This window comes from Streptomyces sp. NPDC039480 (assembly GCF_055597165.1).
Genome location: NZ_JBVITX010000002.1, coordinates 441,102 through 462,704 on the forward strand (window position 1 = coordinate 441,102; position 21,603 = coordinate 462,704).

Below are 21,603 nucleotides of genomic sequence, written 5' to 3' on the forward strand. Positions count from 1 at the left end.
TGAGGCCCCACACATCGGAAGCTACCGCAGCCCACTGACAACGGCCCCCGGAGTGGGAAAACCCGCAGGTGAAATCAGCAGGAGCGGGCCACGAGCCCGCGCCGCCGCTCCGTCCGCGCCGCGTGCGAGCCCCACACCGTCACCGACACGACGCCGAGCACGGCGAGGACGCCGAGCCCCACCGTCCCGGCCCAGCCGCCCGCGTGGAAGGCGACCGCGCCGAGCGTGCCGCCCGCGCTGGAACCCAGGTAGTACGCGGACTGGTAGAGCGCCGACGCCTGCGCACGCCCGGTCGTCGCCGTACGGCTCACGGAAGAGGACGCGACCGCGTGGCCCGCGAAGAAACCGGCGGTGATCAGCACGAGGCCGAGCAGGACGAGGCCCAGCGAGGAGGAGAGGGAGAGCAGCAGCCCGCCGGCCGTCGTGCTCACCGCCAGATACAGCGCCCCGCGCCGCCCGAGCCGGGCCACCAGCTTCCCCGCGGCCGCCGACGAGACCGTACCGACGAGGTAGACCAGGAAGATCGAGCCGATGACGCCCTGCGGGAGCGAGAACGGCGCCTCGGTGAGCCGGTATCCGATCACCGTGTAGACCGCGCCGAAGACGGTCATGAACAGCGCCCCGATCGCGTACAGCCTGCACAGGAGCGGGTTCGACAGATGCGTACGCACCGTGCGGGCGAGGGACTTGGGGCTGAGCGTGCCCGCGGTGAAGTGCCGCGGCGCGGGCAGCAGCACCCGGAAGGCGACCGCGCACAGCAACGCCATGACACCGACCACGCCGACCGCGGCGCGCCAGCCCCACGCCTGCGCGACCCAGCCGGTCACGATCCGCCCGCTCATGCCGCCGATGGAGTTGCCCGCCACGAACATGCCGATCGCGGCGACCAGCGCCTTCGGCCGCACCTCCTCGGCGAGGAACGCCATCGCGGACGCGGGGAGCCCGGCGAGCGCCGCGCCCTGCACGGCGCGCAGCGCGATCAGCACCTCGACCGAGGGGGAGAAGGGGACAAGAAGCCCGACGGCGACGGCGACGGTCAGCGAGGCCGTCATCACCGCGCGCCGTCCGTAGCGCTCGCTGAGCGCGCTCAGCGGAAGGACGAAGAGAGCCAGTGCGCCCGTGGCCGCCGACACCGTCCAGCTCGCCGTGCTCGCGCTCACGCCGAAGTCCGCGGAGACGAGCGGCAGGAGGGCCTGCGTGGAGTAGAGGAGGGCGAAGGTGGCGACGCCCGCGAGGAAGAGCGCGAAGCTCATCCGGCGGTAGCCGGGTCCGCCCGGGGTCAGACGGGAATCGGCGGCGGGGGACGACGAGGGGAGGGCGGCCGCGTGGGTGGCGGCCGCCCCGCTACTGGCAGGAGGCATGCCACGAACGTACGGCCGGATTTTTGATGCGTCCAATGCATGGAATCGCCATAATCATTCCTATGCAGCATCAGCCGAGGTCACAGCCGCGCGTGTCACAGAACAGTGACGTGGAGGACATCGTGGCGCTGCTCGCGCCTCGCCTGGCGTACTTCGCGGGAGCCGCGCGGACCGAGCACGTCACGCGCGCCGCCCAGCAGATGCGGATCCCCCAGTCGACGCTCTCCCGCGCCCTCGTCCGGCTCGAACGGGACCTCGGCGTCGACCTGTTCGCGCGCCGCGGCCGCACCGTCTCGCTCACCCCGGCGGGCCGCACCTTCCTCACCTCGGTCGAGCGGGCGCTCGGCGAGGTGGAGCGGGCCGCCGAGTCGGTGCGCGCCGACGCCGACCCGGAGACCGGCAAGGTCGCCTTCGGCTTCCTGCACACCATGGGCTCCGAGACGGTGCCCGGACTGATCCGCGCCTTCCGCGCCGACCACCCGCGCGTGCGCTTCAGCCTGGTGCAGAACTACGGCGAGGCGATGATCGAGCGGCTGCGCGCCGGCGAGCTCGACCTCTGCCTCACCTCACCCGTGCCCGACGCCCCGGATCTGGTCGCCCGCCGCCTCGACGAGCAGCGCCTGCGCCTGGTCGTGCCCGACGACCACCGGCTTGCCGCCCGCAAGCGGGTCCGCCTCACCGAGGCCGCCGAGGAGGCCTTCGTCACCCTGGAGCCGGGCTACGGCCTGCGCCGCATCACGGACGACCTCTGCCGGGAGGCGGGCTTCAAGCCCCGCGTCGCCTTCGAGGGCGAGGAGGCGGAGACGCTGCGCGGCCTGGTCGCCGCGGGCCTCGGCGTGGCCCTGCTGCCGCCGCCCGCCGTGCCCCGGCCCGGGGTCGTGGAGCTGACGGTGACCGGGCAGCGGGCGGTGCGCGAGATCGGCGTGGCCTGGCTGGGCGGCCATCCGGACACCCCGCCGGTGGCGGCGTTCAAGGAGTTCCTGCTGAGCAGGAAGGGAAAGCTGCTGCAGCAGCAGAGCCTCTCAGTGCCTGAGTGACTGCCCGAAGCCGGAGGCCAACGGCATCCGCAGCCCGAGCGGCGGGGGAGCGGCCAACGCGTCCTCCAAGGGGCGGGCGAAGCCCGTCCCGAACAGCGCGCCCAGCACGAAGTCCGAGGCCAGCGCGAGGACTTCGGACTGGTGCTGCTGCAACCGGTGCCCGTCGGAGTGCACCTCGAACCGGCACACGTCGCGGTTCGCCTTCTTCGCCCGCTCGGCGAACCGGAACGACAGCTCCGGGTCGGTCCGCTCGTCGTTCGTGCCGTGCACGATGAGCACCCGCCGCCCCGCGAGGTGCTTCACCGGTTCGGGTGGCGCGGCCACATCGTCCTCGGGCAGCCAGGGCGCCATCGCCAGGACCGAGTTGACGGCCTCGTGCCCGCCCGCGCGCAGCGCCGCGCGGCCGCCCATGTCCACTCCGGCGAGACAGACGGGGACGTCGCCGTAGAGACGTACGATCTCGTCCGCCGCCCAGGCCGTGTCGCGGGCCAGCTCCGCCTGCGCGCCGTTCCAGCCCCGGCAGCGGTAGCGCACGACATGTGTGACGAGGCCTGCCTCGCGCCCGTCGTGGGCCAGTCTGCGGCCCAGCGCGCGCACGCCGGAGCCCGCCAGCGGCGACGGTCTGCGGGTGGAGGTCTCGGTGCCGCCGGGCAGCAGGAGCACCGCTCCGCCCACCGCCGAGGGCGCCGTCCCGATCGCGCGCCCGAGCCTGGCCGCGCCCGCCGGCCCCGCGGTCCCTTGCTGTGCCATGACAGAACAGTGTCAGAAGCCATGGTGTACGCCACCCGTCCGCAGGGTCACTGTTACGTATCGACCAGTGAGTTCTACGCGCGTAGGCGCTAGAGTGCCGAAATGACGAGCCAGACACACACGACCGGTCACACGGACCGTGAAACGCCCAGCGTCGAGCAGATCCGCCGTGCCCCCAAGGTGCTTCTGCACGACCACCTCGACGGCGGCCTGCGCCCCGGCACGATCGTCGACCTCGCCCGCGACTGCGGGTACGAGAACCTGCCCGAGACCGACCCCGACAAGCTCGGGATCTGGTTCCGCGAGGCGGCCGACTCCGGCTCCCTGGAGCGGTACCTGGAGACCTTCGCCCACACCTGCGCGGTGATGCAGACGAAGGACGCACTCAAGCGCGTCGCCGCCGAGTGCGCCGAGGACCTCGCCGAGGACGGCGTGGTCTACGCCGAGATCAGGTACGCCCCCGAGCAGCACCTGGAGCAGGGCCTCACCCTCGAAGAGGTCGTCGAGGCGGTCAACGAAGGCTTCCGCGAGGGCGAGCGCCGCGCGAAGGCCAACGGCCACCGCATCCGCGTCGGCGCGCTGCTCACCGCCATGCGGCACGCGGCCCGCGCCCTGGAGATCGCCGAACTCGCCAACCGCTACCGCGACTTGGGAGTGGTCGGCTTCGACATCGCGGGCGCGGAGGCGGGCTTCCCTCCCACCCGCCACCTCGACGCCTTCGAGTTCCTGAAGCGCGAGAACAACCACTTCACGATCCACGCGGGCGAGGCCTTCGGCCTGCCGTCGATCTGGCAGGCCCTCCAGTGGTGCGGCGCCGACCGGCTCGGCCACGGCGTGCGCATCATCGACGACATCGAGATCGCCGACGACGGCACCGTGAAGCTCGGCCGCCTCGCGTCGTACGTCCGCGACAAGCGGATCCCGCTGGAGCTCTGCCCGACGTCCAACCTCCAGACGGCCGCCGCCTCCTCGTACGCCGAGCACCCCATCGGGCTGCTGCGCAAGCTGCACTTCCGCGCGACGGTGAACACCGACAACCGCCTGATGTCGGGCACCAGCATGAGCCGCGAATTCGAGCACCTGGTCGGCACGTTCGGCTACACGCTCGACGACATGCAGTGGTTCACAGTCAATGCGATGAAATCAGCATTCATTCCTTTCGATGAACGACTGGCCATGATCAATGACGTGATCAAGCCCGGCTATGCCGAGCTGAAGTCCGAATGGCTGTTCCGTCAGACCGTCTCGACCAGCGCTTCTGCCGGAAGCTGACGCGATTCGTCCGCGTCCGCGCGGCGGGCAGGCGGCCGGGAGATCTCTCTCCCGGCCGCTTTTCCTTTGCCCCCGGACCGTGATCGGGGCTGCTCACGGTCGTTGAACCGCGCAACCCCCCTCCCCGATCCGCCGCTCGAATCCCTGAGCAGAAGACGCAAGGACGCATTGAAGATGAAGCAGCAGTCAGCCGCCAAGACCCTCGGTGTCGCCGCTCTGGGCGCCGCCTTCGCCGCCGCGGGCGCCGGCGCCGCGAACGCCGCTCCCGCCGACCCCACCGCCGCCCTCGGCCCCGTCTCCTCCGTGGTCCCCGCCGCCGGCGCCACCGAGTCCCTGTCCGCCGGGCAGAACGCCCTCGGCAGCGGCCTGAACGCCACCAAGCCCGCGCTCGACAAGACCGCGGGCCCCAAGCCGGGCGGCCCGACCTCCCCGGTCTCGGGCCTCCTCGGCGGTCTGCCGCTCGGCGGCACCGGCCTCAACGGCCTGCCGCTCGGCTGACCCGCCTCCGCGTACGCCGATGGGGCGCCCCTTTGAAGAGGGGCGCCCCATCGCGCTGTCGTCACCAGGCCTGGCGGGCCTTGCTCTCCGAGGGCAGCAGGATCCACATCGCGATGTAGAGCAGGAACTGCGGGCCCGGCAGCAGACACGAGACCACGAAGATCACGCGCATCGTCGTGGCGGAGGTGCCGAAGCGCTTGGCCAGGGCTGCGCACACTCCGCCGATCATCCGGCCGTGGGTGGGGCGGGCAAGGGCGGTCATGTCGGGCTCCTTCGCGAACGTCGGTACGAGGCTTCTCTTGTGCCCCGATACTTCGACAGTACGTACGCGAAGCGGGTCAAAGCATCGCTCTACGGTGCGATACCGACCCTGGGAATCGTCGGGGTCGACCCCTGAGACACGTCCTCCCGGGGAAGGGCCGCGCGGCTCCCGCCGTCCTCACCGCGACGGAGCCTGGCCCGGACCGCGGGCACGACCGCGAGGTGCGCGACGGCCACCCCGAGGGTGTTCAGGAGCAGCGAGTCGATGTCGACGACCTGACCGGGGACCCCGGTCTGCAGCAGCTCGATGCCGAGCGAGAGCAGGGCCCCTGCGGCGACCGTGCGGACCAGCGAACCCCACGGCGAGACCACGAGACGGCCGCCGGCCAGCGGCAGCAGCACCCCGAGCGGGGCGAGCAGCAGCACGCTCTCCCCGATCCGGCGGGCGGCCTGGAGACCGCCCAGCGCCAGATCCGCCTTGATCCCGGCGAGTGGCCGCAGATTCGCGGCGCTCACCCAGGGCACGTCCAGTGGACGCAGCGTGATCCACCCGACGAGCAGAAGATGTGCGACGAGGAGGAATCCCCCCGCCGCACGGAAGCGGATGGCGGCACCGTGGCCGCCCGAGCCTTGACGCACACCCCCCAGGACGTCAGAGGCGGCAGGATCGGTTCCGCGTACCCGCCGACGGCTACTCGACGGTTTTCACGGGCGGCGCCACCGTGCCCGGCCGGGACCGGACCTCCGCGGTGCACTCGTAGCTCCGCAGGGGGCTGTCCCCGGGGCCGCCCATGACCACCTCGTGATCGCCCGACGCCGCGTTGCCCGCGAGCGTGCACACGATCTGGGCCAGCGCGAACGCGGACAGCTCCTCCGGCCGGGAGCTCAGGCGCAGCGCCTCCTCCGGGTCGCCCGCGCGCGGCCCGGAGACGGTGGTGCCGCCGCGCACGTCGGTGGCGAAGCCCGCCTGCTTCTCCGGCTCGGAGGGCGGCGCCGCCAGCTCGTCGAGGAGCGCCTGGGCGATCCGGACCCGGTCGGTGGTCGCCTTGTCCGTACGGAGCCGCAGCTCGCGGTCGACGTTCACCAGCTGGGCCGCGCACACCAGGTAGACCTCCACCGGCACGCCGCTGCCCGAGCGCGAGGCGATGTCGGAGCCCGACATCACGCACGGCACCCGCGACGGCGCGGCGCCGTAGTCGGTCGGCACCTCGGTCGACCTGATCCCGCACCCGGCGAGCACGGCGGTCAGCCCCGCCGCGGCGGCGAAGGACCGCATCCGGCGTCCGTTCATGCCTGGCCCCCTTCGGCGCGCTCGTCGTCCTCGGCGTCGGTCTCGTCGTCGGCGTCGTCGTGCTGCGGCAGCCACAGCGTGAAGACCGCGCCGCCCTCCGGAGAGTTGGCCGCGGTGATCTCGCCGCCGTGGATGTGCGCGTTCTCCAGGGCGATGGAGAGGCCGAGGCCGCTGCCCTCGGACCGCGGCCGGGACGCGCTCGCCTTGTAGAACCGGTCGAAGACGTGCGGCAGCACGTCCTCCGGGATGCCGGGGCCGTGGTCGCGTACGGAGATGACCAGCTTGGTGTCGGCCAGCCGGACCGACACCTCCACCGGGGAGCCGCCGTGCTTGAGGGCGTTGCCGATGAGGTTCGCCAGGATGACGTCGAGGCGGCGCGGGTCGAGCCGGACGGTGATGCCGCGCTCGGCGTCCAGCTCGACCGCGTCGAGCCAGGCGCGCGCGTCGATGCACGCGGTGATCTGGTCGGCGATGTCGACGTCGTCCAGGACGAGGCGCGCGGTGCCCGCGTCGAAGCGGGTGACCTCCATGAGGTTCTCCACGAGGTCGTTCAGACGGCGGGTCTCGCTCACCACGAGCCGGACGGCCGGCTCGATCATCGGGTCCACGGAGCCGGTCTCCGCGTCGAGCTCCTCCTCCAGGACCTCCGTGACGGCGGTGATCGCGGTCAGCGGGGTGCGCAGCTCGTGCGACATGTCGGCGACGAAGCGCCGGGACGCCTCCTCGCGGGCGCTCATGTCGGCGACCTTCTTCTCCAGGTTCTCCGCGGTCTTGTTGAACGTACGGGAAAGGTCGGCGAGTTCGTCGGTGCCGGACACCCGGAGGCGGGTGTCCAGCTTGCCCTCGCCGAGCCGCCGCGCGGCGACGCCGAGCCGGTGCACGGGCTTCAGGACGGTCGTCGCCGCGGCCTGCGCGAGCAGCGCGGAGCCGATCAGCGCGAGCCCCGTGGCGATGGCCAGGGACCAGCCGAGCGAACTGAGGTCCTTCGCCTCCGGCTCCAGCGACTTGAGCATGTAACCGGTCGGGCCGCCGCCGATCACCGTGGCGCCGCCCACCAGGTACGGGGTGCCGTGGTTGACGGTCCGCTGCCAGTACAGGTGGTACGGGCTCTTGTTGCCCGAGGTGAGCGGCTGCTTCTCGGTCACGGCCTGCTGCAGCGACTCCGGCACCTTGGCGAGCGTGAACGCGTCCAGGTCGCTGTAGCCGACGATCTGGCCGCCGCCCTTCTTCTCGCCGACCAGGAGCACGCTGTAACGCTGGCCGCTGTTCGCCATCTGCTCGGCGGTCGCCTGCAGTTCGTCCTGCGAGGCGTCGGCGGGCAGCGCGCCCGCGCGGTTCTGCATCTGCTGCCGGAAGTCCTTCAGCGCCGCGTCCTGCGCACGCGTCAGCACGGCCTCCCGGTTGAGCCAGTAGGCGATGCCGGACGCGGAGACGGCGGCGGTGAGCGCCACCAGACCGAACACCACGACGAGCCTGAGCCGCAGACTGGTGAAACGCAGCCCCGCCAGTATGGCCTTGCGCGCCGCGGCCCAGCCGCGGAGCTTGTCCTGCGCTTTGGTCACTGAGGGGTGTCCAGCCGGTAACCGACGCCGCGCACCGTGCGGATCAGGGTCGGCGACGAGGGCACGTCCTCGACCTTGGCGCGCAGCCGCTGCACGCACGCGTCGACGAGCCGCGAGTCGCCGAGGTAGTCGTGCTCCCACACCAGACGCAGCAGCTGCTGCCGCGACAGGGCCTGGCCCGGCCTGCGGCTCAGCTCCAGGAGCAGCCGCAGCTCGGTCGGCGTGAGCTGCAGGTCCTCGCCGTTCTTCGTCACGGTCATCGCGGCCCGGTCGATGACGAGCGAACCGAACGTCGCCGCGTCGTTGGCCTCCCGCTCGCCGCGCCGCAGCACCGCGCGGATCCGCGCGTCCAGGACCCGCCCCTGCACGGGTTTGACCACATAGTCGTCGGCGCCGGACTCCAGGCCCACCACCACGTCGATGTCGTCGTTGCGCGCGGTCAGCAGGATGATCGGCAGCTGGTCGGTGCGCCGGATGCGACGGCACACCTCGAACCCGTCGATGCCCGGCAGCATCACATCCAGCACGATCAGGTCGGGCCGCTGCTCACCGAGCAGTTTCAGGCCGTCCTCGCCGGTGGCAGCAGTGGCCACCCGGTGCCCCTGGCGCGTCAGCGAAAGCTCCAGGGCCGTCCGGATGGCGTCGTCGTCCTCGATCAGCAACAGGGAAGGCACGGACGTCATTCTGTCCCATGTCACGGCCCCAGTACGACTGCTGGCGCCTGTCCGCGTCCCCAATGAGCGGCGGAACGCCGCACCCACACGTGACCTTCACAGGTGGAAGACGTCCCCGACCCCTGTGACAGGCCTGTGACAGTCGGCGGACACCGTCATGAAGTGGCTCCGGCAGAGTTCTGGTCACACGCAAGAAGCCGGACTCCACCGACGGGGGGCGCGAGATGAATACGCTGCACAGCACCAGCTCAAGCGCAGTTGTCACGCGTCTTCACGACGTCGGGCGGGGATCTGAGAAGTCCGGTGCCGTGAGCGGGCGGGGGTGCGCTCGCGGCACCGGGCGTCAGCACACCGCGTACATGACGGTGGTTGACTCCTGTCAGGGGGGACACGGGGCTCACGGGGGAGCCGCGTACGGGGAGGGCCCGGGGGAGCGGAAGTCCCTGTCGGAGGCGGAGTTCACCGCCTACGTCCAGGAGCGCCGCGCCTCCCTGTACGCGACCGCCTACCACCTGACCGGCGACCGCTTCGAGGCCGAGGACCTGCTCCAGAGCGCCCTCTTCTCGACGTACCGGGCGTGGGACAGGATCAGCGACAAGGCCGCGGTCGGGGGCTACCTCCGCCGCACCATGACCAATCTGCACATCAGCGCGTGGCGCCGCCGCAAGCTGAACGAGTACCCGACCGAGGAGCTGCCGGAGACGGTGGGCGACACGGACGCGATGCGCGGCACGGAGCTGCGCGCGGTTCTCTGGCAGGCCCTGGCCCGCCTCCCCGAACTGCAGCGGACGATGCTCGTGCTCCGCTACTACGAGGGTCGTACGGACCCCGAGATCGCGGACATCCTCGACATCAGCGTGGGCACGGTGAAGTCCAGCATCTGGCGGTCGCTCCGCCGGCTGCGCGAGGACGAGGTCCTCAGCTTCGGCCGTGACCAGGAGGAGTCCTTCGGCGAGTTGGTCGCCTGAGGATCGGAGGGGGACACGGGGGAAGCACGGGGGCCGTCGCTCCGGGGGGACGCGGCGGAAGCACGGGGAAAGCACGGGGGAATCAAGTAGAGGACCGGAAGGCCGGGGGGTCTTTCCGGTCCTTCTGCTTTTCCGGGCGCTGCCTCCGTCGGCTACGCGACCTCGGCCCGCGCCGATACGCACCGGCCCGCCGCGGCGGCCGCGACCCGGCCCAGCGCCTCGTCCTTCCCGCAGGGGTGCGCCCCCAGCGCGGCCTGCCGCGTCACGATGGCGCGCTCGGCGCGCATCAGCCGCCACCCCCGCCGCAGCAGGAACGGCACGGACTTGCGGCCCTCTCGCAGGTCCCGCAGCAGCCGGCGCCGGAAGGTGGTCGACGGCCGGCCCCGCAGACAGATCGCGTCGGCGAGCACGTCGAGCTCCCGGCACCGCTCCACGATGTCCGCCGCGAAGATGCCCTCCGCGATGAACAGCGGCGTGCGCTGGATGTCCAGCACCTCCTGGCCGACGCGCGAGCTGGTCGCGATGTCGTACACCGGAACCTTCGTGTGCCCCGTCCGGCACAGCTCCTCGATGGCGGCGACCGCCACGTCCGCGTCCCAGGAGGCCGGGGAGTCCCAGTCGATGTCCGCGCTGCCCGGCACCTGCGGCAGCGTCGGGTCGCCGGCTTCCTTGTAGAAGTCGTCGAGGCACAGGACGGGCAGCCCGGAGCGGGCGGCGAACGACGACTTCCCCGAGCCTGAGGGGCCCGTGAGCAGCACGACGCGGGTCGGTATCGGGGGATGGGAGCCCAATTCTGTGAACCTTTGCACCTGGGGTGGACCGCATCTCCCGACACGGCTCGTCAGCGTGGTCGGGAGCCATTATCAACCGGGAAGGGGGTTGCGGAGCCCGTCCGGCGAGTCGGCCTTTGGTACGCACGCCACCACTCAACTACGCTACGTGCTCGCCTGATTACTCGATACCTACGGATGTGGGCGCTACCCATGGCACGACACTCAGTGAACAAGTCCCCCCGGGCCCGCTCGCGCGCACTGCTCCGCGTCGGCCTCACCGTCACCGCCGCGGGAGCCGCCCTCGGTGTCGGCGGCACGGGGGTCGCCGGTGCCGCGCCGCTCGACGACATCGACGCGGGCAGCCCGGTGCAGGGCCTCGTGACGGCGCTTGAGCACTCGACGAAGGGCGGGCTCGCCCCGGTCAGGGACCTCCAGCTCGACCCGCTGGCCAACACCAGCGTCGACCCGCTCAGCAACACCCTCGGCACGCAGGTCGCGGACTTCAAGCCGGTCAGCACCGCGATCGCCACCGGTCCGCTGGCCAGCGGCGCGTCCCTGGGCGAGCTTCCGGTGGTGGGCCCGCTGCTGCCCCGCTAGGAGCTGCTCGGCCGGGAGCGCAGCGGCACCTCGCGGATCAGCCAGGCGGCCGCGAAGGTGGCCGCACAGAGCGCGGCCGTGCCGATCATGACGCCGTGCAGGCCGCTGGTGACCCCGGCCCGGAAGGCGTCCCGCGCCGGCTCGGGGAGGCCGCCGAGCACCGCGGGGGTCAGCTCGTGGCCGCCCGCGAGACGCTCCCCGTCCGGGCCGAGCCGGTCCGTGAGGGTGTCGGTCAGACGGCCGGTGAAGACCGAGCCGAGCACCGCGACGCCGAGCGAGCCGCCGATGGTGCGCAGGAGCGTGTTCGTGCCGCTGGCCGCCCCCATGTCGCGGAGCTCCGCGCTGTTCATCGTGATCAGCAGCGACGGCTGCAGCAGACAGCCGAGACCCGCGCCGAGGACGAACGTCAGCGCGGACGCCACCGCCGTGGCCGTGTCCACGCCGACCGCCAGAAGGGCCAGGGCGCCCGCCGTGGCGACGGCGGCGCCCACGATCGGATACGCCCGGTACCCGCCGCCGTTCCCCACCGCCCGGCCGATGTACAGCTGCGCGCCCATCATGCCCAGCATCAGCGGCAGCAGCAGGAGGCCGCTCTCCGTCGACGACATGCCGCGCACGAACTGCATGTACTGCGGCAGGTAACTGGCCGCGCCCAGCATCGCCGCGCCCGCGAGGAAGGTGAGGACCTGGGCGAGCGTGAAGTTGCGGTCGCGGAACAGGCGGGGCGGGACGATCGGTTCGGGGGCGCGGCGCTCCACCCGTACGAAGGCGGCGAGCGCGGCCGCCGCGAGCAGCGCGAGACCGGCGATCTGCGGGGAGAACCAGTCGTACGTCGATCCGGCCCACGTCCCGAGCAGCGTCAGCGCCAGGATGCCGGCCGCCAGGAGTGCGGTGCCCGCGTAGTCGATCCGGGCCGTGCGGCGCTCGGTGCGCAGCTTGACGAGGACGCCGACGAGCAGCAGCGCGGCGACGCCGACGGGCACGTTGACGTAGAAGACCCAGCGCCAGTCCAACTGGTCGGTGAGGAAGCCGCCGAGCAGCGGGCCGCCGATCATCGCGACCGGCAGCAGCACGCCGATCATCGACTGCGCGCGCCCGGCCTGCGCGGGCGGCAGCAGCGTCCCGATGAGGGAGAGCGCACCCACGAAGAGGCCGCCCGCGCCGATCCCCTGGAGGGCGCGGAACGCGATCAACTGCTCCATGTTCTGGGCGAGTCCGCAGAACACGGAGCCGACGAGGAAGACCACGATCGAGGTCAGATAGCTGCCCTTGCGGCCGTACAGGTCGCCGGCCTTGCCCCAGATCGGGGTGGAGACGGCGGTGGTCAGCAGATAGGCCGTCACCACCCAGGAGAAGTGGCCGAGGCCGCCGAGGTCGCCGACGATCGTCGGAAGCGCGGTGCCGACGATCGTGCCGTCGAGCGTCGCCAGGATGATGCCGAGCAGGAGTCCGAGGATGACGAGGCGCGACGGGAGTTCCGGGGCGTCCGCTGGTTCCTCGGCGGGTTCGGTGCGCTGATTCGTGGTCTGGGTCATGGCTTCCCCCGGGGTCGTGACGTGGCGTCAGGCGGCGTACGGACGGCTGGCCTTGGCGTCGCGGAGCGCCAGGGCCCACCAGGCGAGCTGGTCGAGCATGACCTTGACGGCGGCGTCGCTCGCGGGCTCCGTCATGCGCTGCTCGTCGTCGAACAGGCCCCACGCGTTGTGCAGGCTGACCGTGTTGCGGATGGTCGTCGCGTTCAGCTCGGCCATCACGACGCGGAGGTGCTCGACCGCGCGCAGGCCGCCGGAGATGGCGCCGTAGGAGACGAAGCCGATGGGCTTGGCGTGCCACTCCTTGTTGTGCCAGTCGATGGCGTTCTTCAGGGACGCGGGATAGCTGTGGTTGTACTCCGGCGTGATGAAGACGAAGGCGTCGGCCGCCGCCAGGCGCGGGGAGACCAGCGCGAGGGCTTCCTCGGTGCCGGGCGCGGGCGGCCGCCCGAAGGCCGGGAGGACCGTGGGGAGCGGGGTCTCGGCCAGGTCGACGACGTCGACGGTCATGTCGGCGCGCTGGTCGAGATGGCCCTTGATCCACTGGGTGACGACGGGGGCGAAGCGGCCCTCGCGGGTGCTGCCGACGAGGACGGCGACGCGGAGCGGGGGCGGGGCCGAGGTGTGCGCGGTCATGGGGTGTCCCTGAAGTGTGTGCGTGAGGACGGGCGGAATGTGTACGGCGTATCCTGTGCGTACAACGTACACACCGATGTGTACGGCGTCTACTGGGGATACGGTGTACGCATGGCCACACAGAAGAAGAGCGAACCCGACGTCTCGCTCTGGGAGCGCATGGAGCGCCCGGCAGCCACGCAGCGCGCCGCGCTGACGCCGCAGAAGATCGCGGAAGTCGCCGTGAAGGTCGCCGACGCCGAGGGCTTCGCCGCCGTCACGATGCGCCGCCTCGCCACCGAGCTGGGCGTCGCGCCCATGGCCGCGTACCGCCATGTCTCAGGCAAGGACGACCTGTGGGCGCTCATGGTCGACCGGGTGACGGCCGAGATCGTCGTGCCGGCGGAGGTGACCGGCTGGCGCGAGGTGCTGCGCGCCTACGCCGTCGCGAGCCGGCTGCTGATGCTGAACCACCCCTGGCTCGCCCAGCTCCCCACACCGCACTTCGCCCTGACGCCGAACCGCATGGCGATGGCGGACCGCCAGCTCGCCGCGCTGGAGCGGCACGGACTCGACGCCGACACGACCATGGCGGCCTTCCGCACGGTCGGCGCCTATGTGCACGGCGTCAGCCAGTCGGAGGTGGCACTGCGCCAGTACATGGAGGAGAACGGCTGGACCAGCGGCGACGACACGCGCCGAGGGCTCGCGCCGCAGATGAGGTACTTGATGGAGACCGGCCGCTACCCGGCCTATCAGCGCTACGCCCTGGCGGCGGGGCGCAAGGACGACGCGGCCTGGCAGTTCGAGACGGGCCTCGACTGCGTCCTGGACGGCATCGCGGTCAGGCTCGGCCTCGCACCCTGAAACGGCCTCGCACCCTGAACATGGCGAAGCCCCGGCCTCCTGGACGGAGGAGGCCGGGGCTTCGCCGTGCGGCAGTGGCTAGTAGGCCGAGCCGGACGCGCCCAGCGAACCCGTCGGGTGCCAGACCGTCTTGGTCTCGAGGAACGCCGTCAGGCGGCGCGTGCCGGGGTCGGCGGTCCAGTCCGTGTCCACAGGCTGTGGACGCAGGACGCGCTTGAGGTTGTCCGCGGCCGCGATCTCCAGCTCACGGGCGAGCTCCGTGCCCGCGCCCGTCAGGTCGATCGCGTTGACGTCCTGGTGGGCGGCGAGCGGGGCCGCGATCTCGGCGGTCTTCCCGGTGAGGATGTTGACCACACCGCCCGGGACGTCCGAGGTCGCAAGGACCTCGCCCAGCGAGAGGGCGGGGAGCGGCGACTTCTCGGCGGCGACGACGACGGCCGTGTTGCCCGTCGCGATCACCGGGGCGAGCACCGAGACCAGGCCGAGGAGCGACGACTCCTGGGGCGCGAGGACCGCGACCACACCGGTCGGCTCGGGCGTCGACAGGTTGAAGAACGGGCCCGCGACCGGGTTGGCGCCGCCGACGACCTGGGCGATCTTGTCGGTCCAGCCCGCGTACCAGACCCAGCGGTCGATCGCCGCGTCGACCTGGGCGGCGGCCTTGGACTTGGAGAGGCCCTCCGCCTCGGCGACCTCACGGACGAACTGGTCGCGGCGGCCCTCCAGCATCTCGGCGACGCGGTAGAGGACCTGGCCGCGGTTGTACGCGGTCGCGCCGGCCCAGCCGCCCTGCGCCTTGCGGGCGGCCACCACGGCGTCACGGGCGTCCTTGCGGGACGACAGCGGCGCGTTGGCCAGCCACGTGTTCTTCGTGTCGGTCACCTCGTACACCCGGCCGCTCTCGCTGCGGGGGAACTTGCCCCCCACGTACAGCTTGTAGGTCTTGAAGACGCCAAGTCGCTGCTGCTCGGACTTGTCAGACATCGAGGTACGCCTCCAGACCGTGGCGGCCGCCCTCGCGGCCGAAGCCCGACTCCTTGTAGCCGCCGAAGGGCGAGGTCGGGTCGAACTTGTTGAACGTGTTGGCCCAGACGACGCCCGCACGGAGCTTGTTCGCGACCGCGAGGATGCGGGAGCCCTTCTCCGTCCAGATGCCGGCGGAGAGGCCGTACTGCGTGTTGTTGGCCTTGGCGACGGCCTCGTCCGGCGTGCGGAAGCTGAGCACGGACAGGACCGGGCCGAAGATCTCGTCGCGGGCGATGGTGTGCGCCTGCGTCACGTTCGTGAAGAGGGTCGGCGCGAACCAGTAGCCGGACGTGGGGAGCTCGCACGCGGGCGACCAGCGCTCGGCGCCCTCCGCCTCGCCGGTCTCGGCGAGCGTGGTGATGCGGGCCAGCTGCTCGGCGGAGTTGATGGCGCCGATGTCGGTGTTCTTGTCGAGCGGGTCGCCGAGGCGCAGCGTCGACAGACGGCGCTTGAGCGAGTCGAGCAGCTCCTCCTGGATCGACTCCTGTACGAGGAGGCGCGAACCGGCGCAGCAGACCTGGCCCTGGTTGAAGAAGATGCCGGTGACGATGCCCTCGACGGCCTGGTCGATGGGGGCGTCGTCGAAGACGATGTTCGCGCCCTTGCCGCCCAGTTCGAGCGTGACCTTCTTGTCGGTGCCCGCGACCTGGCGGGCGATCGCCTTGCCGACGGCGGTGGAGCCGGTGAAGGCCACCTTGTTCACATCGGGGTGGGCGGTCAGGGCCGCGCCCGCGTCGCCATACCCGGGGAGGATGTTGACGACGCCCTTGGGCAGGCCCGCCTGGCGGCAGATGTCCGCGAAGAAGAGCGCGGACAGCGGGGTCGTCTCGGCGGGCTTCAGGACGACCGTGTTGCCGGTGGCGAGCGCCGGGGCGATCTTCCAGGCCAGCATCAGGAGCGGGAAGTTCCACGGGATGACCTGGCCCGCGACGCCGAGCGGCCGGGGGTTCGCGCCGTACCCCGCGTGGTCGAGCTTGTCGGCCCAGCCCGCGTAGTAGAAGAAGTGCGCGGCGACCAGGGGGAGGTCCGCGTCGCGGGTCTCCTTGATCGGCTTTCCGTTGTCCAGCGTCTCCAGGACGGCCAGCTCGCGGCTGCGCTCCTGGATGATCCGGGCGATGCGGAACAGGTACTTGGCGCGCTCGGCGCCCGGCAGCGCCGACCACTTCACGAAGGCCCTGCGGGCGGCCTGCACCGCGCGGTCGACGTCTTCGGAGGAGGCCTGCGCGACTTCGGAGAGGACCTCTTCGGTGGACGGCGAGACGGTCTTGAAGACCTTGCCGTCGGCGGCCTCGGTGAACTCGCCGTCGATGAACAGGCCGTACGACGGGGCGATGTCGACGACGGAGCGGGACTCCGGCGCGGGTGCGTACTCGAAAGGAGTGGAGGTCATGGGTCAGTCCACCGTCACGTAGTCAGGGCCGGAGTAGCGGCCGGTGGCCAGCTTCTGGCGCTGCATCAGCAGGTCGTTGAGGAGCGACGAGGCGCCGAAGCGGAACCAGTGGTTGTCCAGCCAGTCCGGGCCCGCCGTCTCGTTCACCAGGACGAGGAACTTCACCGCGTCCTTGGTCGAGCGGATGCCGCCCGCGGGCTTCACGCCGATCTGCACCCCGGTCTGCGCGCGGAAGTCGCGGACGGCCTCCAGCATCAGCAGGGTGTTCGAAGGGGTGGCGTTGACGCCGACCTTGCCGGTCGAGGTCTTGATGAAGTCGGCGCCCGCGATCATGCCGATCCAGCTGGCGCGCTTGATGTTGTCGTACGTCGAGAGCTCACCGGTCTCGAAGATGACCTTCAGGCGGGCGGTGCCGCAGGCCTCCTTCACGGCGCGGATCTGCTCGAACACCGTCATGTAGTCCCCGGAGAGGAAGGCTCCCCGGTCGATGACCATGTCGATCTCGTCGGCGCCGGCGGCGACCGCCTCGCGCACGTCGCCGAGCTTCACCTCGATGGCCGCGCGGCCCGCGGGGAAGGCGGTCGCGACGGACGCGACCTTCACGCCGCTGCCCGCGACGGCCTCCTTGGCGGTGGCGACCATGTCCGGATAGACGCAGACGGCCGCGGTGCGCGGCGTGCCACGGTCCGTGGGGTCGGGGTTGACGGCCTTCGCGCCGAGCGCCCGGACCTTGCCCGGGGTGTCGGCGCCCTCCAGCGTCGTCAGGTCGATCATGGAGATGGCCAGGTCGATGGCGTACGCCTTCGCCGTGGTCTTGATCGAACGGGTACCGAGCGAGGCGGCACGCGCCTCCAGGCCGACCGCGTCGACGCCGGGCAGTCCGTGCAGGAAGCGGCGGAGCGTGCTCTCGGACGCGGTCACGTCAGCGAATGCAGTGGGCATGGTCACGAGGGGAGCATATCTACGCGCGTAGCTGCTGTACAGGGGTGGGGGCCGGACCCCGGTACGGGGCTTCAGGCAGAATCAGGGTATGAGCGACCCTCAGAAGCACCAGGGTATGAGCGACTCCCGGAACCCCGAGGCCGAGCCCGCGTACAAGGACCGCACCTTCCGGTCCCCCGCCGGGATCGCCGGCGGTGTCCTGCTGCTCGCCCTCGGCGCCTGGCTCGGCATCGACGCCGCGATCCGCGGCGAGGGCCGCACCCCCTGGCTCGCGCTCGCCGGGCTGCTCTTCGCCGTGCCGCTCGTCGTCGCGTTCACCGTGCGGCCCGCCGTGTACGCCAACGACGACCGGCTCCGCGTCCGCAACCCCTTCAGGACCATCACGCTGCCCTGGGCGTCCGTCGCGACGCTCCGCTCCGGCTACTCGAACGAGGTCCTCACCAACGCCGGAGCCAAGTTCCAGCTCTGGGCGATCCCCGTCTCGCTGCGCGGCCGCAAGAAGGCGGCGCGCCGGCAGTCGCAGGCCGCCGCGTCCGGCGACCCCACGGGGGGCCGCCCCTTCCTCGACCCCCACGCACCGCCCAACCGCGCCTCGGGCGACCAGTCCATGGACGAGCTCCGCGAACTCGCCGAGCAGCGCGCCGACGCGGAGACCGCGCAGGGCGAGCCGGTGGTGCGCTGGGCGTACGAGATCGTCGCGCCGTGCGTGGCGGGGGCCGTGCTGCTCGCGGTGGTGCTGGCGGTGGCCTGAGGGGCGACCTGAGGGCTACGGAGAGGCGGGGTCGTCTACGGAGGGCCGTGCCAGCCCAGGAGCATGTGGCCGCCGAACACGGCTGACATGAGCGCCGCCGAGGTCAGCACCGTCACGAGGACGTGCGTCCTCGCGCGCGCCAGCGCCACGGCCACCGGGAGCAGCAGCGGGAAGCCGGGGAGGAGGAAGCGGGCCCGCGGGAAGTAGACGCCGCTGCTCCCGAGCACGATGAGGAGCAGCAGGCCGCTGAAGACCAGCAGGGGCAGCGGTTGCCGGTCGCCCGCCGACAGGACGAAGAGCACGACCGAGGCCAGCAGGACCGCCGTCACCATCGCCACGAACAGCGCGGGACGCTCGGCCAGGAACAGGTCCCGCATCCGCCGCAGTGTCCCGACGCCGCCGTCCCACTCGTTGCGCCACAGCTTCTGTACGGCGAAGTAGCCGTCCCAGCGGCCCAGGCGCAGGCCCACCCAGCCGACGTACGAGAGCCAGCCGAGGGGGGCGAGGACGGCGCCCAGGAGCGGGCGTACGGCGGACCGTGCGGTGGCTGGCGCCGTGGCTCGCGCCGTGGCTCGCGCGGCCGATCGTGCGGAGAAGGCCCCGCGCAGGGCGAGCAGCGCCGTCAGGGACACCGCCGCGGCGAGCGCCACCCCCGTGGGCCGCGTGAGCCCCGCCAGGGCGGCCAGGGAGCCCGCCCACAGCCAGCGGCCGCTGAGCACCGCGTACAGCGACCAGGCGCAGACCGCGGTGAACAGGGACTCCGTGTAGCCCATCCACTGCACGAGAGCGACCGGCAGGCTGCCCCAGAGCACCGCGAGGACGATCCCGGCCCGACGGCCGTACAGCCGGTCGCCCACCGCGAAGATCCCCCACGCCGCGAGCAGCGAGGCGGCCACCGAGACCGACAGGCCCGCCGCGCCGCGCGGGAGCCAGGGCAGCAGGGCGTCGCCCGCCCTGATGAGGGACGGGTACAGCGGGAAGAAGGCGAGGTTGTTCCCGTCGATGCGGGTGCCGAGCTCGTGGGCGTAACCGTCGCTCGCGATCCGCAGGTACCAGTCGCAGTCCCAGGACTCCATGAGCAGATGCCGCACCCCGCGGCCGTCGCGGTGCGCCCACAGGGTGAACACGAGCAGGCCGAGCCCGCGTACGGCCGTGTACGCGGCGAGGGCGGGCGCGGCGTGGCGCAGGGCGCGGGCCGCGTGCGCCATCGGCCCCCGGGGCGCGGACGGCCCGCCCTGCGGGCTCCTGGACGCGGGGACGCGGGACGGGACGGCGGTCGAGGGCTCGGAGAATCCGTACGGCACTGCGGCGGCTCCCGGAACGTGAAAGTGCGCTACCGGTCCTCCCTTCCTGGGGGACCGGCAGCGCACCGGGGCACTGCGGCAGTTGCGTCAGCGGAACCACTCGGACGGGTGGTCCGGCCTCGCGTGGTCTCCGCCCGCGCACGCGGGACGGGTCAGATGCCCGCCGCCGCCGCGAGGTCGCGCTTGATCGCGGCGAGGGTGTCCGTCGCCCGGGTGCGGGCCGCGGGGAGGTCCGTCCTGGACCCGACCGGGACCACCACCTCCAGGTAGCACTTCAGCTTCGGCTCCGTGCCGCTCGGGCGGACGATGACGCGGGCGCCGTCGAGGGTGTAGCGCAGGCCGTCCGTGGGCGGCAGCGTGTCCGTCCCCTGCGTCAGGTCCTCCGCCTTCGTCACGGGCAGGCCCGCGAGCTCCGTCGGCGGCTGCTCGCGCAGGCGGCGCATCGCGTCCGCGATCACGGACAGGTCCTCCACGCGGACCGACAGCTGGTCGGTGGCGTGCAGGCCGTGCTCCAGGGCCAGGTCGTCGAGGAGGTCGAGGAACGTGCGGCCCCGCTCCTTCAGCTCGGAGGCCAGCTCGGTGAGGAGCAGCGCCGCCGTGATGCCGTCCTTGTCGCGTACGCCCTCGGGGTCGACGCAGTAGCCGAGCGCCTCCTCGTAGCCGTAGCGCAGGCCGTCGACGCGGGCGATCCACTTGAAGCCGGTCAGGGTCTCCTCGTACGGGAGGCCCGCCTTCTCGGCGATCCGGCCGAGCAGGGAGGAGGAGACGATCGACTCGGCGAACGTGCCCTGCGCCCCGCGCTCGACCAGGTGCGCGGCGAGGAGGGCGCCGACCTCGTCGCCGCGGAGCATCCGCCACTCGGCGCCGTCCTTGACGGCGGCGGCACAGCGGTCCGCGTCCGGGTCGTTGGCGATGATCAGGTCGGGAGCGGGGGTGGTGCGGGCCGCCGTCGCGAAGGCCAGGTCCATCGCGCCCGGCTCCTCCGGGTTCGGGAACGCGACCGTGGGGAAGTCCGGGTCCGGCTCGGCCTGCTCGGCGACGAGCGTGGGCGCGGGGAAGCCGGCGCGGGCGAAGGCGGCGAGGAGGGTGTCCTTGCCGACGCCGTGCATCGCCGTGTAGACGGCGCGGGCGGTGCGCGGGGAGCCGGGGGAGAGGACGGCGTCCGTGCGGGCCAGGTAGGCGTCGAGGACGTCGTCCGTGAGGGTCTCCCAGCCGGACTCGGGGCGCGGGACGTCGTGGAGGCTCGCGATCGCGTCGATCTGCGCGGCGATCTCCGCGTCGGCGGGCGGCACGATCTGGGAACCGTCGCCGAGGTAGACCTTGTAGCCGTTGTCGCGCGGGGGGTTGTGGCTGGCCGTCACCTCTACGCCCGCCACCGCGCCGAGGTGCCTTATGGCGAAGGCGAGCACCGGGGTGGGGAGGGGGCGGGGGAGGACGGCGGCGCGGAGGCCGGCGCCGGTCATGACGGCGGCGGTGTCGCGGGCGAAGTCGGCGGACTTGTGGCGGGCGTCGTAGCCGATGACGACGAGGCCGCCGGTGCCGCCGGGGGTGCCCTTTCCGCCCTGGGCCTGTCCGCTCTGGGCCTTGAGGTACGCGGCGAGGCCGGCGGCGGCGCGGATCACTACGGAGCGGTTCATCCGCATGGGGCCCGCGCCGAGTTCGCCGCGGAGGCCGGCGGTGCCGAACTGGAGGGTGCCGGCGAAGCGTGCGGTCAGCTCGTCGACGTCCTGGGCGTCGATGAGCTTGCCGAGCTCCTCGCGGGTCTCGGGGTCCGGGTCCTCGGCCAGCCAGGCCCGGGCCCGCGCGATGAGTTCAGAGGTGTCCTGCACGATTTCTTCAGCCTCTCGTGTACGCGTTGTCTGGCGGGGGCGCCTTGGGCGGGCCGTCTCGCCTTTTGTTCGTCTGTGGGGCGGGGCCGCGGGGGTATGTGCGTACTCGCCATCCCTGCGCCGCGCTGCACGGACAAAGGCGCCATGGTGTGCTCGGTGCTCCGTTCGCACATACCCCCACGTCCCCTCGGGCGCGCTGGCGGCTGCGGCCCGGTGGGGGCCCGGCCCTGCGCGGCTCCCGGTTCGGTGTCGTCCCTCGCCTGCGTTCCGTGGGACGGCCCAGGACGACTCGAACGCCACCCC

The 21,603-nt window shown here is 72.1% G+C and carries 22 protein-coding genes; 7 read left to right on the plus strand and 15 right to left on the minus strand.

The annotated features are described in order from the left end of the window. Nucleotides 1-74: 74 nt before the first annotated feature. Nucleotides 75-1,361, minus strand: a complete 1,287-nt coding sequence (locus tag ACZ56E_RS08015; protein ID WP_471212241.1) for an MFS transporter — start codon at nt 1,359-1,361, stop codon at nt 75-77. A 62-nt stretch (nt 1,362-1,423) separates the two neighbouring features. Between ACZ56E_RS08015 and ACZ56E_RS08020 the strand changes: the two genes are divergently transcribed. After that, nucleotides 1,424-2,398 (plus strand): LysR family transcriptional regulator, encoded by a 975-nt coding sequence (locus ACZ56E_RS08020; RefSeq protein WP_471212243.1) that lies wholly within the window; start codon nt 1,424-1,426, stop codon nt 2,396-2,398. Here ACZ56E_RS08020 and ACZ56E_RS08025 read toward each other — a convergent pair. Next, nucleotides 2,384-3,148: an alpha/beta hydrolase gene (locus ACZ56E_RS08025; RefSeq protein ID WP_468604798.1), complete on the minus strand. Its 765-nt coding sequence runs from the start codon at nt 3,146-3,148 to the stop codon at nt 2,384-2,386. The two genes, ACZ56E_RS08020 and ACZ56E_RS08025, sit on opposite strands and share 15 nt — an antisense overlap. Nucleotides 3,149-3,250: 102 nt before the next feature. Between ACZ56E_RS08025 and ACZ56E_RS08030 the strand changes: the two genes are divergently transcribed. Further along, nucleotides 3,251-4,420, plus strand: coding sequence for an adenosine deaminase (locus tag ACZ56E_RS08030; protein ID WP_471212245.1), 1,170 nt, complete (start codon nt 3,251-3,253; stop codon nt 4,418-4,420). Nucleotides 4,421-4,594: 174 nt separating this feature from the next. Beyond that, nucleotides 4,595-4,918: an ATP-binding protein gene (locus ACZ56E_RS08035; RefSeq protein WP_471212247.1), complete on the plus strand. Its 324-nt coding sequence runs from the start codon at nt 4,595-4,597 to the stop codon at nt 4,916-4,918. Between the two features lie 61 nt (nt 4,919-4,979). On the opposite strand, the gene ACZ56E_RS08040 is transcribed toward ACZ56E_RS08035, so the two are convergent. From ACZ56E_RS08040 to afsQ1, 5 genes are all read right to left on the minus strand, one after another. Further along, nucleotides 4,980-5,180 (minus strand): PspC domain-containing protein, encoded by a 201-nt coding sequence (locus ACZ56E_RS08040; protein ID WP_268773123.1) that lies wholly within the window; start codon nt 5,178-5,180, stop codon nt 4,980-4,982. An 89-nt stretch (nt 5,181-5,269) separates the two neighbouring features. Then, on the minus strand, nt 5,270-5,818 hold the full coding sequence (locus tag ACZ56E_RS08045; RefSeq protein ID WP_468604804.1) for a VanZ family protein: 549 nt from the start codon (nt 5,816-5,818) through the stop codon (nt 5,270-5,272). Between the two features lie 52 nt (nt 5,819-5,870). After that, nucleotides 5,871-6,470, minus strand: a complete 600-nt coding sequence (locus tag ACZ56E_RS08050; protein ID WP_471212251.1) for a hypothetical protein — start codon at nt 6,468-6,470, stop codon at nt 5,871-5,873. Next, on the minus strand, nt 6,467-8,032 hold the full coding sequence (locus tag ACZ56E_RS08055) for an ATP-binding protein (protein ID WP_471212252.1): 1,566 nt from the start codon (nt 8,030-8,032) through the stop codon (nt 6,467-6,469). Before ACZ56E_RS08055 ends, ACZ56E_RS08050 begins: the two co-directional genes overlap by 4 nt. Next, the gene (gene afsQ1, locus ACZ56E_RS08060) at nt 8,029-8,706 is read right to left on the minus strand and encodes a two-component system response regulator AfsQ1 (protein WP_033264947.1); all 678 of its coding nucleotides are present in this window, start codon (nt 8,704-8,706) and stop codon (nt 8,029-8,031) included. The genes ACZ56E_RS08055 and afsQ1 overlap by 4 nt, the downstream gene beginning before the upstream one ends. Before the next feature lie 224 nt (nt 8,707-8,930). Between afsQ1 and ACZ56E_RS08065 the strand changes: the two genes are divergently transcribed. Further along, entirely contained in the window at nt 8,931-9,674 is a 744-nt protein-coding gene (locus ACZ56E_RS08065; RefSeq protein ID WP_471212256.1) for a SigE family RNA polymerase sigma factor, read from the plus strand. Between the two features lie 152 nt (nt 9,675-9,826). Here ACZ56E_RS08065 and ACZ56E_RS08070 read toward each other — a convergent pair whose 3' ends face one another. Further along, complete coding sequence (locus tag ACZ56E_RS08070; protein WP_468604812.1) at nt 9,827-10,465, minus strand: uridine kinase family protein; 639 nt, start codon at nt 10,463-10,465, stop codon at nt 9,827-9,829. A gap of 192 nt (nt 10,466-10,657) precedes the next feature. Between ACZ56E_RS08070 and ACZ56E_RS08075 the strand changes: the two genes are divergently transcribed. Beyond that, entirely contained in the window at nt 10,658-11,044 is a 387-nt protein-coding gene (locus ACZ56E_RS08075) for a hypothetical protein (RefSeq protein WP_471212257.1), read from the plus strand. On the opposite strand, the gene ACZ56E_RS08080 is transcribed toward ACZ56E_RS08075, so the two are convergent. Together ACZ56E_RS08080 and ACZ56E_RS08085 are read right to left on the minus strand one after the other, a co-directional pair. Next, a complete protein-coding gene (locus ACZ56E_RS08080; protein ID WP_471212259.1) occupies nt 11,041-12,579 on the minus strand; it encodes an MDR family MFS transporter in 1,539 nt (512 codons plus the stop codon). The two genes, ACZ56E_RS08075 and ACZ56E_RS08080, sit on opposite strands and share 4 nt — an antisense overlap. A gap of 27 nt (nt 12,580-12,606) precedes the next feature. Beyond that, on the minus strand, nt 12,607-13,212 hold the full coding sequence (locus tag ACZ56E_RS08085) for an NADPH-dependent FMN reductase (RefSeq protein ID WP_471212261.1): 606 nt from the start codon (nt 13,210-13,212) through the stop codon (nt 12,607-12,609). 111 nt (nt 13,213-13,323) lie between these two features. Between ACZ56E_RS08085 and ACZ56E_RS08090 the strand changes: the two genes are divergently transcribed. Further along, nucleotides 13,324-14,058 (plus strand): TetR/AcrR family transcriptional regulator, encoded by a 735-nt coding sequence (locus ACZ56E_RS08090; protein WP_471212263.1) that lies wholly within the window; start codon nt 13,324-13,326, stop codon nt 14,056-14,058. A gap of 78 nt (nt 14,059-14,136) precedes the next feature. Here ACZ56E_RS08090 and ACZ56E_RS08095 read toward each other — a convergent pair whose 3' ends face one another. From ACZ56E_RS08095 to deoC, 3 genes are read right to left on the minus strand one after another with little or no spacing between them, the layout of a single operon-like run. Further along, nucleotides 14,137-15,042, minus strand: a complete 906-nt coding sequence (locus tag ACZ56E_RS08095) for an aldehyde dehydrogenase family protein (RefSeq protein WP_471212266.1) — start codon at nt 15,040-15,042, stop codon at nt 14,137-14,139. Next, complete coding sequence (locus ACZ56E_RS08100; protein ID WP_471212269.1) at nt 15,035-16,474, minus strand: aldehyde dehydrogenase family protein; 1,440 nt, start codon at nt 16,472-16,474, stop codon at nt 15,035-15,037. Before ACZ56E_RS08100 ends, ACZ56E_RS08095 begins: the two co-directional genes overlap by 8 nt. Nucleotides 16,475-16,477: 3 nt before the next feature. Further along, nucleotides 16,478-17,416 carry a deoxyribose-phosphate aldolase gene (deoC, locus tag ACZ56E_RS08105; protein ID WP_398301411.1) on the minus strand — a complete coding sequence of 313 codons (939 nt, stop codon included), beginning with the start codon at nt 17,414-17,416 and terminating at the stop codon, nt 16,478-16,480. A gap of 88 nt (nt 17,417-17,504) precedes the next feature. Between deoC and ACZ56E_RS08110 the strand changes: the two genes are divergently transcribed. Continuing rightward, nucleotides 17,505-18,167: a PH domain-containing protein gene (locus ACZ56E_RS08110; RefSeq protein WP_468604825.1), complete on the plus strand. Its 663-nt coding sequence runs from the start codon at nt 17,505-17,507 to the stop codon at nt 18,165-18,167. A gap of 35 nt (nt 18,168-18,202) precedes the next feature. Here ACZ56E_RS08110 and ACZ56E_RS08115 read toward each other — a convergent pair whose 3' ends face one another. After that, complete coding sequence (locus tag ACZ56E_RS08115; RefSeq protein ID WP_471212272.1) at nt 18,203-19,471, minus strand: hypothetical protein; 1,269 nt, start codon at nt 19,469-19,471, stop codon at nt 18,203-18,205. Between the two features lie 152 nt (nt 19,472-19,623). Continuing rightward, nucleotides 19,624-21,300 (minus strand): phospho-sugar mutase, encoded by a 1,677-nt coding sequence (locus ACZ56E_RS08120; RefSeq protein WP_471212273.1) that lies wholly within the window; start codon nt 21,298-21,300, stop codon nt 19,624-19,626. Nucleotides 21,301-21,603: the final 303 nt, after the last annotated feature.